Annotated in this window: 10 protein-coding genes and 1 riboswitch; of the genes, 5 read left to right on the top strand and 5 right to left on the bottom strand. The window is 72.3% G+C overall.

Annotated elements, in window-relative coordinates; translation table 11 throughout:
* Nucleotides 1-14: 14 nt before the first annotated feature.
* Nucleotides 15-728 (top strand): LuxR C-terminal-related transcriptional regulator, encoded by a 714-nt coding sequence (locus IEY78_RS31115; protein WP_189104071.1) that lies wholly within the window; start codon nucleotides 15-17, stop codon nucleotides 726-728.
* A gap of 201 nt (nucleotides 729-929) precedes the next feature.
* Nucleotides 930-2,054 carry an alpha/beta hydrolase gene (locus IEY78_RS31110; protein ID WP_189104038.1) on the top strand — a complete coding sequence of 375 codons (1,125 nt, stop codon included), beginning with the start codon at nucleotides 930-932 and terminating at the stop codon, nucleotides 2,052-2,054.
* 60 nt (nucleotides 2,055-2,114) lie between these two features.
* Here IEY78_RS31110 and IEY78_RS31105 read toward each other — a convergent pair whose 3' ends face one another.
* Nucleotides 2,115-3,275: a C40 family peptidase gene (locus IEY78_RS31105; RefSeq protein ID WP_189104036.1), complete on the bottom strand. Its 1,161-nt coding sequence runs from the start codon at nucleotides 3,273-3,275 to the stop codon at nucleotides 2,115-2,117.
* 321 nt (nucleotides 3,276-3,596) lie between these two features.
* On the opposite strand from IEY78_RS31105, the gene IEY78_RS31100 reads away from it, so the two are divergent.
* On the top strand, nucleotides 3,597-3,950 hold the full coding sequence (locus IEY78_RS31100; protein WP_189104034.1) for a hypothetical protein: 354 nt from the start codon (nucleotides 3,597-3,599) through the stop codon (nucleotides 3,948-3,950).
* Between the two features lie 178 nt (nucleotides 3,951-4,128).
* Here the strand turns inward: IEY78_RS31100 and IEY78_RS31095 are convergent, their stop codons facing one another.
* The gene (locus IEY78_RS31095) at nucleotides 4,129-5,259 is read right to left on the bottom strand and encodes a C40 family peptidase (protein ID WP_189104032.1); all 1,131 of its coding nucleotides are present in this window, start codon (nucleotides 5,257-5,259) and stop codon (nucleotides 4,129-4,131) included.
* A 7-nt stretch (nucleotides 5,260-5,266) separates the two neighbouring features.
* Nucleotides 5,267-5,449: riboswitch (cyclic di-AMP (ydaO/yuaA leader) on the bottom strand.
* A gap of 286 nt (nucleotides 5,450-5,735) precedes the next feature.
* On the opposite strand from IEY78_RS31095, the gene pcrA reads away from it, so the two are divergent.
* Entirely contained in the window at nucleotides 5,736-8,183 is a 2,448-nt protein-coding gene (gene pcrA, locus IEY78_RS31090) for a DNA helicase PcrA (protein WP_189104030.1), read from the top strand.
* Between the two features lie 39 nt (nucleotides 8,184-8,222).
* Here the strand turns inward: pcrA and IEY78_RS31085 are convergent, their stop codons facing one another.
* Entirely contained in the window at nucleotides 8,223-10,025 is a 1,803-nt protein-coding gene (locus IEY78_RS31085; protein WP_189104028.1) for a M23 family metallopeptidase, read from the bottom strand.
* Between the two features lie 260 nt (nucleotides 10,026-10,285).
* On the bottom strand, nucleotides 10,286-11,182 hold the full coding sequence (locus IEY78_RS31080) for an esterase/lipase family protein (protein WP_189104026.1): 897 nt from the start codon (nucleotides 11,180-11,182) through the stop codon (nucleotides 10,286-10,288).
* 376 nt (nucleotides 11,183-11,558) lie between these two features.
* Here IEY78_RS31080 and IEY78_RS31075 point away from each other — a divergent pair, with 376 nt between their 5' ends.
* Entirely contained in the window at nucleotides 11,559-12,017 is a 459-nt protein-coding gene (locus IEY78_RS31075; RefSeq protein WP_189104024.1) for a cobalamin B12-binding domain-containing protein, read from the top strand.
* A 59-nt stretch (nucleotides 12,018-12,076) separates the two neighbouring features.
* Here IEY78_RS31075 and IEY78_RS31070 read toward each other — a convergent pair.
* Nucleotides 12,077-13,564, bottom strand: a 1,488-nt coding sequence (locus IEY78_RS31070) for a DUF5691 domain-containing protein (RefSeq protein ID WP_229700283.1), incomplete at its 5' end; no start/stop codon positions are given.

The following is a 13,564-nucleotide window of genomic DNA, read 5'->3' as shown; positions in this document are numbered from 1 at the left end:
GACGGACGGAAGAGATGAGCAGCGAGGGCGCACAGCAGGACGGCACCGGCGGCGCGGCGGCCGGCGACCGGACCGTACGGGTCGTGCTGGTCGACGACCACCGGATGTTCCGTACGGGCGTCCAGGCCGAGATCGGAGAGACGGGGCGCACCGGCGTCGAGGTGGTCGGCGAGGCCGCCGACGTCGACCAGGCCGTCACGGTCATCACCGCCACCCGCCCCGAGGTCGTCCTCCTGGACGTCCACCTCCCGGGGGGCGGCGGCGTCGAGGTGCTGCGCCGCAGTGCCGCGATGATGGCCGACGCCGAGCGCCCGGTCCGCTTCCTCGCGCTCTCCGTCTCCGACGCCGCCGAGGACGTCATCGGGGTCATCCGCGGCGGCGCCCGCGGCTACGTCACCAAGACGATCACGGGTACGGACCTGGTCAACGCGGTCTTCCGGGTCGCCGACGGCGATGCGGTCTTCTCGCCCCGGCTGGCCGGCTTCGTCCTGGACGCCTTCGCCTCGACCGACGCCCCGCCGATCGACGAGGACCTCGACCGCCTCACCCAGCGCGAGCGGGAGGTGCTCCGGCTGATCGCCCGTGGCTATGCGTACAAGGAGATCGCCAAGCAGCTGTTCATCTCCGTGAAGACCGTCGAGTCCCATGTCTCCGCGGTGCTGCGCAAGCTCCAGCTCTCCAACCGCCACGAGCTGACCCGCTGGGCGGCGGCCCGGCGCCTGGTCTGACGGTCTGACCTGCGGCCCCGGCGCGGAAGCCGGGGATCGGTGGGCGGTACACGAAGGTGTGACGAGCGTGTAAAGAAGCACCAAAGACGGGCAACCAGGACCGCGAGGATCACCATCTAAGGGCGCGGAGAGGCTCACTGCCGAAGGCGGGGCCGGAACCATCCCCCATCCTTCGCGTAGCTGTCCTGGAAGCGAGACCCGATGAGCCTGACGGGCACGCCCTTCTTCCTCACCTCGATCACGCTGTTGATTGCCGCCGTCGTGCTGCCGCTCGCCCTGTGGGGCCGGATAGCCGGCCCGCCCCTGGTGCGCGGTCTGGCTCGGCTGCTGATGCTGCTGTTCGCCCAGGTCACGGCCATCACGGTGGTCTTCGTCCTGGTCAACAACGCCAACAATCTCTACGACACCTGGGGCGACCTGCTCGGCACCGACAGCCATGTCGCGGCGGCCCGCGACCTCGGCCCCGACGGCATGGGCGGCCAGCAGATCAAGAACGAGCCCAAGCAGATCCAGCAGTTCCGCCCCGCCGACGACCCCCGGGTGGGCGCCGGGGTGCAGATGACCGACCTCAAGGGCCGGATTTCCGGGGTCAACGGCGAGGTGTACGTCTGGCTGCCGCCGCAGTACAACGACCCGGCCTACCGGAACAAGAAGTTCCCCGTGGTCGAGCTGCTGCCCGGCTACCCCGGCTCGGCGAAGTCCTGGCTGGGCTCCCTGCACGCGGCCGAACAGCTCCAGCCGCTGATGCGGAGCGGGCAGGTCAAGCCGGCCATCCTGGTCGCGCCGCGCACCAACCTCCTGGCCGGCGCGGACACCGGATGCGTCAACCTCCCCGGGCAGGTCAACGCCGACAGCTGGCTGACGGTCGATGTGCGCAAGATGGTCATCGACAACTTCCGGGCCGGCGACAAGCCGGACTCCTGGGCACTGGCCGGCTACTCGGCGGGTGCGCACTGCGCCACCAAGCTCGCGCTGGCCCACCCGGACCGCTACCGCGCCGCCGTCGCCATGTCCGGCTACAACGACCCGGCGCTGGAACGCGATTCGCTCGCCGGCAAGGACCCCAAGCTGCGCATCGAGACCAACCCGCTGCACATCCTGCGGTCCGCCAACGCGGCGGGGAAGCCGCCGCGCACCGCCCTGTACGTGTCGGGCGCGGCGGGCGACGGCTACCAGGCCGGCATGGGGCTCAAGCAGCTCGCCCGGCGCCCCACCACGGTGGACGTGCGGCTGATCCCGGCGAACGCGGGCGGCCACACCACGGCGGTGTGGCGCCAGCAGGTACCGGAGATCTTCCACTGGCTGGGGCGGCACCTCCGGGCGTGAGCACGCCGACCGCGCCCCCGGCCCCGCGCCGGGGGCGCCCCCTAGGGCCTGTCGTTCGGATCAGGCCGGGCGGGTGGCCGCGGCGAACGGCATCTGGTCGATCGGCGCGATCCGTACCGGCGCCCCCGGGTGCGGGGCGTGGATCATCTTGCCGTCGCCGATGTAGAGCCCCACATGGCTGATGCCGGAGTAGAAGAACACCAGGTCACCGGGGGCGAGTTGGGACCGGTCGACCCGCGGCCCGGAGCTGATCTGGGTGTAGGTGGTCCGGGGCAGGGCGACGCCACCGGACTTCCAGGCGGCCTGCGTCAGCCCCGAGCAGTCGTAGGCGGAGGGGCCGGTCGCGCCCCAGACGTACGGCTTGCCCAGCGCGGCGTAGGCGAACGAAACGGCCCGCGCGGCACGGGGGTTGGGGGCGGATGCCGCCGCTGCGGTGGCTCCCGCGCCGTGGGCGACCCCGTCGAGGCCGTCCTCCCCGTGCGCCCCCCGGTCCGCATGGCCGTGGCCGGCCGCCTCCTTGCCGTCACCGCCGTGGCTCACGCCGTCGCCGCCCGGTCCCGCCATCCGCTTGCGCTGCTCGGCGGTCAGCCGGTTCAGCAACTGCTCGGCGGCGTCCAGCTTGTGGACGACCGTGACCCGCTGCTTCTTCAGCGTGGCCTCGGTGGACGCCAGCCGCTCCGCGGTCTCCTCGGCACGCTGCCGGACCTGCCGTACGCTGCCGAGCCGCCGCGCGTACCCGGCCACCGCGGTCGCCTGATGGCTGCCCGTACGCTCCAGGACCGCGGCGCCGTCCAGATAGCGCTGCGGATCCGCGGACAGCAGCAGCCGGACGGTCGGGTCCACCCCGCCGGAGCGGTACTGGCTCGCGGCCAGGGCGCCCAGCTCCGTGCGGGCGGTGTTGAGCTTCTGGGTCCTGCGGGCGGCCTCGTCCTGCAGCCGTGTCAGCTCCCGGCGTGCGGTGCCGGCGGCTTCCTTCGCGCCGTTGTAGCTCTGCGTGGCCACCTCTGCCTCCTGGTACAGCGCGTCGATCCGGCCCTTGACCTGGGCGGGGGTGGGGCGGGGCGCGGCCTGCCCGGTGCCGTCGAGGACGGTGGCGGTGGCGGCACCGGCGAGTGCCAGCGTGGCGGCGGTACGGACGGTGCGCGCGGTGCGCGAGCCGCCGGTCAGCGAGGCGAGCGGATGCTGCCTGGGCTTGCGGTGCGAGGCCACGGTGGCCGTCACTTCCTTCCCTTCGAGCCGGGGCCGGCGGCGGTCCGTAACGGGGGAACGGACCGCCGCCGCACCTCGCGGCGAGGCGGCCGACGGGTCGCCGGTGGGGGGCCGGCGACGGCGGGGAGTCGACCGCCTGGAGGAGGACGCTAAGCCTGGGTGTCGTGCCGGGGAGTCCGCTTGCCCGGCATTGTTCGCTTTCGACCGGTGCCGGTGTGCCGATGACCGTGCGGCGGACGGCCGGACGCCGGTACCGGCCCGCCCTGACCGAAGCGACGATTGTGCCCGCCCTGCCCGCAGGGCCGTGCTATGCGGCGACTACGATCCCGCACTATGGACGTAGTAACCAATCTCTTCGTCGGCTTGCACATCATCGGCATCGCCTCCCTGCTCGGAGGCTTCCTGACCCAGATGAAGGCGATGAGCGCGGGCACCGCCCGCTTCGTGCCGGCCATGCTGCACGGCGCGCTGACGATGCTGATCACCGGCGTCGCCCTGGTCGGCCTCAACCAGGCCCAGGGCCACGACATCAACACCCTCAAGATCGGCATCAAGATGGCCGTCCTGGTGGTGATCCTGGCGCTGGTCTACGTCAAGCGGGACGACGAGACGGTCGAGAAGCCGCTCTTCGGCGCGGTCGGCGCGCTGACCGTGGCCAACATCTTCATCGCGGTGCTCTGGACCTGAGAACGGCTCCCTGGGTGGCGCGCCGTACGTGACGGCGCGGACCACCGCCCCACCACGGCACACCGCGCGGTCCTCGCACTCCGTATCGGAGGCGACGGCCGCGCGGTGGCGTGTGGGGGGTGGCCGTGGGGGGTGGCCTGTGGGGGGTGGTCCTTGGGGGGAGCGGCGGGCGAGGGCCTCAGCCCGGGCGGACGCTCCCGTAGATGGGCATGTAGTAGATCGACTCGACCCGGACGCTGGCGCCCGGGTGCGGCGCGTGGATCATCTTGCCGCCGCCTATGTACATCCCGACGTGGCTGATGTCGTCGAAGAAGAACACCAGGTCACCGGGTTGCAGATCCTTGGTGGACACCCGCGCGCCGATCTTGACCTGGTCCCAGGTGGTCCGCGGCATCGTGACGCCGGCCGCCTTCCACGCCGCCTGCGTCAGCCCCGAGCAGTCGTAGGAGCTGGGTCCGGTCGCGCCCCACACATACGGCTTGCCGATCTGGGAGCGGGCGAAGGCGATCGCCTTGGCGGCCTTCGCGGAGGACGGGGCTCCGGTCGAACCGCCGTCGTCGGAGCCGCCACCGGTCTGCCCGCCCGGGGAACCGCCGCCGTCGTGCTGCCGCCGGCGCGCCTCCTCGTCGGCCTTGCGCTTGGCGGCCGCCTCCTTCTCGCGCTCCAGCTGCGCCAGCCGCGCCTTCTCCTGCGCGGTCAGGTGGGACAGCAGCTGACGGGCCTCGGTCAGCTTGTCCTGGACGGAGCGCTTGGACTCCTTCAGGGACACCTGCGACTTCTGCAGCCGCTCCAGGCTGTCGGTCGCCTCGGCCCGCTGGTGCGCCGCGGCCGCCGCCTGCTCCTGGTAGTCGGTGACGGCCTGCTTCTGCCGGCCGGTGAGCCGCTCCATGAGGTGGCTGCGGTCGACGAACTGCTGCGGGTCCTTGGCGAGCATCAGCTGCGCCGTCGGGTTCATCCCGCCGGTGCGGTACTGGGCCGACGCGAACATGCCCAGCTGGTGCCGGGACCGGTTCATCTGCTCGGCGCGCTTCGCCGCGTCGTCGAGCAGCTTGTCGACGGTGTGCTGCTGTTCGCCGGCGCGCTCCTTGGCGCCGTTGTACTTCTCGGTGGCCACCTCGGCCTGGTGGTAGAGGTCGTCGACCTGCTTCTTGACCTCTTCGACGGTGGGTTTCGGCGCCCGGGGGGCCGCGTCGGCGGTCTGCGAGAGCAGGGTGACCGAGGCGAGGGCAGCGGTGGTGAGCCCGGCAGCCGTACGGCGGCCTCCGGGCGAGGCGAGGACGCTGGTGCGCGGCTTGCGATGGGACGCCAAGGCCGGCAACTCCTTCCGTGACCGCCTACCGGGTTAGCTGTCGGGTTCGGGCGGTGTCGATGACGGAAGGCTTGCCCTACGGTCCGACGTCCGCCTGTGGCGGCCGTACGGATCGATTCACCCCGGTGGTGCTGGTGGGTCCCCGGCTCCGGGTGCCTCATGGCAGGGCCGGACTCGGCGCGGCGGCCCGTGCGGACACGGTCGTACGCGGGGAAGCGGGCTGCCTGAGCGAGGACGTTAGCCAACTCGTGTGGCTCCTGTGAAGGCTGATGTTCGATATGCCCGAAACCTTTTTGTGACCTGAACGCGATGCGGGGGTTGTTGTGGCAGATGTCGGATTCGGGTAGACGAGGCGCTGCGCCGTGCGGCCCGGGGCCGGTGCCCTGACCTGCGGGCCGCCGCACGGGCCCGTCATACGGCCGACAATCGGCACTGCGCGGCGGGTTGTCAGTGCGGCGGCCTAGACTCGGTGGGCGATGAGCAGCCTCTTTGACGACAGCTTCCTGGCGGACCTCGGCCACAAGGGCGAGGAGCACCCGCCGCCTCCCGAGGACGAGCACGAGCCGGCCCCCGAGGAGATCCCCGCCGACCTCTTCGGCGGGAAATTCGACGCGCCCGGCCCCAGAGAGACCCACTACCGCGACGGCGCCGCCCGCCCCGCCGTCGACGCCGCCGCGCTGCTCGAAGGGCTCAACGACGAGCAGAAGGCCGCCGTGGTGCACACCGGCGGCCCGCTGCTGATCGTCGCCGGCGCCGGCTCCGGCAAGACCCGGGTGCTCACCCACCGCATCGCCCATCTGCTGGCCGAGCGCCGCGTCCACCCCGGCCAGATCCTCGCGATCACGTTCACGAACAAGGCCGCCGGCGAGATGAAGGAGCGCGTCGAGGAGCTCGTCGGTCCGCGCGCGAACGCCATGTGGGTCTCCACCTTCCACAGCGCCTGCGTGCGCATCCTGCGCCGCGAGTCCAAGAAGCTGGGCTTCACGTCCTCCTTCTCGATCTACGACGCCGCCGACTCCAAGCGCCTGATGGCCCTGGTCTGCCGCGATCTGGAGCTGGACCCCAAGCGCTACCCGCCCAAGTCCTTCAGCGCCAAGATCTCCAACCTCAAGAACGAGCTCATCGACGAGGAGACCTTCGCGGGGACGGCCGCCGATGGCTTCGAGAAGACCCTGGCCGAGGCGTACGCGATGTACCAGGCGCGGCTGCGCGAGGCCAACGCCCTGGACTTCGACGACATCATCATGACGACGGTCCATCTGCTCCAGGCCTTCCCGGATGTCGCCGAGCACTACCGCCGCCGCTTCCGCCATGTCCTCGTCGATGAGTACCAGGACACCAACCACGCCCAGTACACCCTCGTCCGCGAGCTGGTCGGCCCCGCCGAATCGGCGGCCGAGCTGTGCGTGGTCGGCGACGCCGACCAGTCGATCTACGCCTTCCGCGGTGCCACCATCCGCAACATCCTCCAGTTCGAGGAGGACTACCCCGACGCGACGACGATCCTGCTGGAGCAGAACTACCGCTCCTCGCAGACGATCCTGTCCGCCGCCAACGCCGTCATCGAGCGCAACGAGAACCGCCGCCCCAAGAACCTCTGGACCGACGCCGGCAGCGGCCCCGGGATCACCGGCTACGTCGCCGACACCGAGCACGACGAGGCGCAGTTCGTCGCCGACGAGATCGACCGCCTGACGGACGCCGGCGACGCCAAGGCGGGCGATGTCGCCGTCTTCTACCGCACCAACGCCCAGTCCCGGGTCTTCGAAGAGATCTTCATCCGGGTCGGGCTGCCCTACAAGGTCGTCGGCGGAGTGCGCTTCTACGAGCGCAAGGAGGTCCGCGACGTCCTCGCGTATCTGCGGGTGCTGTCCAACCCCGAGGACACCGTCCCGCTGCGCCGCATCCTGAACGTCCCCAAGCGCGGCATCGGCGACCGCGCCGAGGCGATGATCGACGCCCTGTCGGCGCGCGAGAAAATCACCTTCCCGCAGGCGCTGCGCCGGGTCGACGAGGCGTACGGCATGGCGGCCCGCTCCGCCAACGCCGTCAAGCGCTTCAACGTCCTCATGGAGGAGCTGCGCACCATCGTCGAGTCCGGCGCGGGCCCCGCCACGGTCCTGGAAGCGGTCCTGGAGCGCACGGGCTACCTCGCCGAGCTGCAGGCCTCCACCGACCCGCAGGACGAGACCCGGATCGAGAACCTCCAGGAACTCGCCGCCGTGGCCCTGGAATTCGAGCAGGACCGAGGCGAAGCGGACCCGGGCACCCTCTCCGACTTCCTGGAGCAGGTCGCCCTGGTCGCCGACTCCGACCAGATCCCGGACGAGGACGAGGAGGGCAGCGGCGTCATCACCCTCATGACGCTGCACACCGCCAAGGGCCTGGAGTTCCCGGTGGTCTTCCTGACCGGCATGGAGGACGGCGTCTTCCCGCACATGCGCTCGCTGGGCCAGACCAAGGAGCTGGAGGAGGAGCGCCGGCTGGCCTACGTCGGCATCACCCGCGCCCGCGAGCGGCTCTACGTCACCCGCTCGACGATGCGCAGCGCCTGGGGCCAGCCCTCGTACAACCCGCCCTCCCGGTTCCTGGAGGAGATCCCCGGCGAGTACGTGGAGTGGAAGCGCACGGGCCAGGCGACGCCGTCCGCGACCATAAGCGGCCTGTCGGGCGGCGCCGGTGGCGGCCTGGGCTCCACGCTGTCCTCGCGCAGCAAGGGGGCGAGCGGCTTCGCCACCCGCCGGGCCAAGGACCGCCAGGTGGTCCCGCTGGCCATCGGCGACCGCGTCACCCACGACAGCTTCGGACTCGGCACGGTCGTGGGCGTCAAGGGCAGCGGTGACAACGCCGAGGCGACCATCGACTTCGGCGGCGAGAAGCCCAAGCGGCTGCTGCTGCGGTACGCGCCGGTGGAGAAGCTGTAGGCGGTCGGGCAGCCGGGGCGGCGGCCGCGCGGGGGGCGGTCAGTTCGGGTTGAGGCCGTGGTCGCGCAGCCACGGCTGCGGGTCCACCGCGGCCCCGCCGCCCGGGCGCACCTCGAAGTGCAGATGCGGCCCGGTGGAGTTGCCGGAGTTGCCCGAATAGGCGATCCGGTCACCGGCCTTGACCTCCCCGGAACGGATCTTGGTGCTGCTCAGGTGGCAGTACCAGGTCTCCGTGCCGTCGGGCGCCGTCACGATCGCCATGTTGCCGTAAGCGGAGTTCCACTGCGTGCGGATGGTGCCGTCGGTGGCGGACATGACCGGGGTGCCGTAGCTGACCGGGAAGTCGATCCCGGTGTGCACGGACATCCAGTTGACGCCGGCCTGGCCGAAGGTGGCGCTCAGCCCGTGCTGGGTGACCGGCAGCACGAACTTGGGGCGCATGGCCTCCTTGCGGGCCGCCGCCTCCGCCTTGCGCTTGCGGTCCAGCGCCTGGCGCTCCTTGAGGTCGATGCGCTCCTGCGTCCGGCTGGCCCGGTCACGGAAGTCATCGGCGCTGGCGCTGAGTCCGGCGAGCTGGGTGTCGAGCTTGTTGTTCGCCGCGGAGGGCTTGACGGCCGTCGCGTCGGGCGCCGACTGGGCGGTCGCCTCGGTCTTGTCGTCCTCGCCGAAGTGGGCGACGGACGCGGCGGCCACGGCGCAGACGCCCAGGGTGGCGACCGAGGGGACGGCGATGGTCAGCAGCGCCGACCGCTTCACCGGGCGCCGCCGGCCCCGGCCGCGGCCGGCCTTCTCGGCCTCCGACCTGGCGGCGCGGCGGCCGGTGGGCGCATCGGGGGCGGGGGTGACGAACGCCGGGGTGACGGGCATCGCCTGTGTCATGGCGTCCGCAACGGAGGCGGCGTCACCGGCGGCGTCCCAGATGGCGGTGTCCTGGTGGGCGGTGTCCCAGTGGGCGGCCTCGGCCTCGGGCGGGCCGGACTGCGCCGGGATGCCGGCGATCAGGCCCTGGTCGGTGGTCGACCAGACCGCGGTGGCCTCGTGGTCCGCGGTCTCCTGGACCGCGGTGGCCTGCCGGCTGAGGGCGTCGAAGCCGCCGGTGCTCTCGAAGGTCTCGGGCGCCTGGAATCCGGCGGCGGGCCAACTGCCGGTGCCGTAACCGGCGTCGTGCCCACCGGCGTCGTGTCCGCTGGCGTCGTGCCCAGCGGCGCTGTGTCCAGCGGTGTCGTGTCCGCCGAGGTCGTAGCCGCCGGTGGCGAAGCTTCCGGTGTCGAACCCGCCGTACCCGTAGGAGGTGGCTTCGTACGCGGTCGCCTCGTAGCCGCCGGTGCCGTAGGCGGCCGTCGGGTATCCGGCGGTCTCGTACCCGGCTGTCTCGTATGCGGCCGTCTCGTACCCCGCCGCCTCGTACGCGGAGGAGGGGTAGCCGGTGGTGTGCTGCGCGGGCTGCTCATGGGCGGTGTGCGTGTACGGGTCGTAGCCCGCGGCCGCCGCCTGCGGGTCGACGACCGGGTAGCCGCCGGTCTCATAGGCGCCGGTGTCCCACTGCATCGTGGGGTAGGTGCCGGTGTCGTAGGCGGCCTGGCCGGCGTACGCGCCGGCGTGGAAGGTGCCCGTGCCGTACGCACTCATGCCATGGGCGTCCGCGGCGTACGCGCCGGTGTCGTACATCCCGGTGTCGTACGAGCCGGGAAGCGAGCCGAAGAGCGGGTCGCCGTCGCCGTATTCGGCGGTGCCGGCCGGGGGCTGGTGCCCGTAGGAGTCGTAGGCCGGATAGTGCGCATACGAGGCGTCGGAGGGAGAGCCGGTCGGAAGCGGGGCCCCCGATGGGTGACGGTCGTTCACCAACTTCTCTTTCGCCTCGGCAGCAGGAGAATTAGCGGCGACTGTACCCGGCGGTATGCGATGGCGACAATCTTCCACAGGGTTTGCGCTCGGCCAGACCGGGCATTTGGCCGCCTTTCGGCAGGCCCATGCACGCTCTTGGCTCCTCGTTCGAGGTTTGTTCGACAACACGTCAAGATCGTGTCGCCCCTGGGGTGCGATGTCCGCGGTGCGCGAGGCGGTAATCCGGGGAGGCGGTGCGCCGTCGCGGCCTTCCCGGGTCAGGCCACCGAAATGCTGTCCGCCGTTCCTTCCGCCTCCTCCGCGGACGACAGCGCCTCCCGAATTCCGGCGGCGACGGTGCCGTTGACCGGCAGGGCGAGATGTCCCACACCGGTGACTTGCACGTTGTGCGCGCGCAGATCCGCATGATCGATTCTGGCCGTCGTGGCCGGAATCATCACTTGGTCCTCCTCGCTCCAGAAGGCCACGAATTGGGCGCGGCAATTCGGCGCCGGAAGCGACAACTCCCTGATCACTTCGGAATCGGGCCGCATCTGCCGCACGAGCGGATGCGCCGACATCAGGGGCGCGATACGGGTGCCGGAGTGCGGGGTGCCGAGCGTGACCACCGTGCGGACACGGGCGTCGCCGCCGAGCCGCTGCACGTAATAGCGGGCGATGAGTCCGCCGAGGCTGTGGCCCACGATGTCCACCCGGCGATGACCGGTCCGCGCGCACACCTCCGCCACATGACGGCCGAGCAATTCCGCGGCCTTGCGGAGATCGCAGGTCAGCGGGGAGTAGTTGAGCGCCTCGACATGGCGCCAGCCGTGCCGGAGCAGCGAGCGGCGCAGCAGGACGAAGACGGAGCGGTTGTCGATGAAGCCGTGGAGCAGGAGGACCGGCGGATGCGCCCGGCCCTCGGTCGGCAGCAGGGTCGGCGGGGCGGCGCCCGGCTGCGGGACCTCCGGCGTCAGCTGCCCTTCCAGGGGGCGCTCCGGGGGGATGCCGGTCGGGTAGAGCAGCAGGTGGGCGGCGAGCACCGCCAGGTCGACGACCGTGCTGCGGAGCAGGAGGGAAGAGGTGCGGGCGGGGAGCCGGCGGGCGCACTGGAGGGGTGCGGTCAGCAGGCGCGCGAGCAGAAGGGGTGCGGAGAGAAAGGGCAGGGCCTGCATGGCCGACCTCCCGAACGGCACGCGGGAGGCGACTGTGACCCCCGTGTGCCCTCGTGGGAAGCCGTGAGTGGCGGCGGCAGGCATGCGGCGTGGCCCGCCCTGATGCGCGCCCGGCGGCGCGGTGGTCCGACTGCGGCTCCCCGAGCGCCCGGTCCGCGCGCGCCGTGCCACGAGGACGTGACATGGCGGTGAGCGGAACGCGGCGCAGAGCGAACGTGTCCCATGTGTGATTTCCCCCTCCCCGGATGTCACGAAACGGCTGGGTACGCGATGCTGGCGATAACGTTCGTTCACGCTCGTGGCCGCCGGATCGCGGTCGCGCGATCGATTGTCGGCTCGGCGGCACCACAGTGCCGTGCATGGCTTGGAGGCAGTGATGGGTGTGGCGCGGCAGGACGGGGCGCAAGCGGGGAGCCAGGGCGCGGCGGGCAGGTCGGGGCCGATCCGTGTGGTGGTGGCCAAGCCGGGCCTGGACGGGCACGACCGGGGCGCCAAGGTCATCGCGCGGGCCCTGCGCGACGCCGGCATGGAGGTCATCTACACCGGGCTGCACCAGACCCCGGAGCAGATCGTCGACACCGCGATCCAGGAGGACGCCGACGCGATCGGGCTGTCCATCCTCTCCGGTGCCCACAACACCCTCTTCGCGAAGGTCATCGCCCTCCTGGAGGAACGGGACGCGGCGGACATCAAGGTCTTCGGCGGTGGCATCATCCCCGAGGCCGACATCCCCCCGCTCAAGGCGCAGGGCGTCGCGGAGATCTTCACCCCGGGCGCGACGACCGCCTCCATCGTGGAGTGGGTCCGGGCGAACGTGCGCTCGCTGGCCGTCTGAGGCGGCGCCGGGCACGAGGGCCCGGCGGACTCCCCCGGGGGCGGCCGGGGTGCGGCGGGTCATGGCGCCCTCCGTCCGGTCTCCCCGGCCGGCTCGGGGGCGGCGGGCGCTGGCGCCAGTTCGGCACGCATCGTGGCGCGCAGGCGCAGGGTGGTGACCAGGCGTTGGAAGGCCTCGGACCAGTAGCCGCCGGAGCCCGGTGAGGCGCCCTCGGGCTCGTCGGTGACGGCGGTGAGCATGTCGAGACGGTCCGCGGCCGCCGGGTCCAGGCAGCGCTCGGCCAGGCCCATCACCCCGCTGAAGCTCCAGGGGTAGCTGCCCGCGTCCCGGGCGATGTCCAGCGCGTCGACGACGGCGCGGCCCAGCGGCTCCGCCCAGGGGACCGCGCACACCCCCAGCATCCGGAAGGCGTCCGACAGGCCGTGCGCCGCGATGAACTCCGCCGACCACCGGGCCAGTTCGTCCGCGGGCAGCACGGCCAGCAGCTTCGTCAGATCCCGTGACGAGCCGCCCGGTGAGACGTCGGTGGTCCGGGACGGCGCGCCCGGCGCACCCAGCAGCGCCCGTGCCCAGTCGGCGTTCCGCTGGCGCACGGCGGCGCGGCACCAGGCGTCGTGCAGCTCCGTTCGCCAGCCGTCGGCCACCGGCAGCGCGACGATCTCCGCCGGCGCGCGGCCCCCGAAGCGCGCACGCCAGCCCTCCAACGGCGCCGCCTCCACCAACTGGCCCAGCCACCAGGAGCGTTCGCCCCGCCCGGAGGGCGGCTTGAGCGCCATGCCGTCCCGTTGCATCGCCGCATCGCACTCGTGCGGCGCCTCCACCGCGATCATCGTGGTGCCCGACACGCGGTCCGGGCCGATGCAGGTGTGCGCACGCGCGGCCATCCGGGCCGCGAACGCGGAGCCGGGCAGGGTGGAGAGGAACTCGGCGGCCGTGGCGCGGACATTGCGGCTGCGGTCGGACAGCGCCTGTTCGAGGAAGGGCTCATCGGCCGCCGAGAGGTCCTCGCGCAGCGAGTCGAGGAACATCAGGCGGTCCTCGGCCCGCTCCGTGGACCAGGTCGTGGCCAGCAGCGCCAGGCCGGCCGGCGGGTCGTGCCGGCGCAGCGCGGTCAGCAGGGCGACCCGCTCCGCGAACAGGCCCTCCTCCCACCGCTGCCGCACACCTTCGGGGTCGTCGGCGACGGGGAGCCCGGCCGGGCCTCCGAACCCGCGCAGCGCGAACTTCCACTCGTCGTTGAGCCGCGCCAGCCACAGGGCGCGTGGTCCCGCAAGCGTCAGCGCGGCGGGCCGCAGATCTGTACGGGCCCGGGCGGCGTCGAGCAGCGCCGGAAGCAGCGCCTCCGGGGCGCGGTAGCCGTACTCGCCGGCGGCGGCCAGCCACTGGGGGAGCAGTTCGGTGAGGTCGGGGGCCGTACCGCGGCGGCTGCCGCCGCCGGAGCCGCCGCGGTCGGCGAGCAGGAGGGACAGCCGGCGGCGCGCCGCGGGCGGGAGGACGGGACGCGGATCGGCCGGGGCCGGGGCGGGGCGCTCGCCGGCCGGCGCGGG

Origin of the sequence: Streptomyces kronopolitis (assembly GCF_014646275.1) — a bacterium.
GTDB classification, from domain to species: domain Bacteria; phylum Actinomycetota; class Actinomycetes; order Streptomycetales; family Streptomycetaceae; genus Streptomyces; species Streptomyces kronopolitis.
Note: the sequence above shows the minus strand (reverse complement) of the source record. Positions and strands in the feature narration are given on the sequence as shown.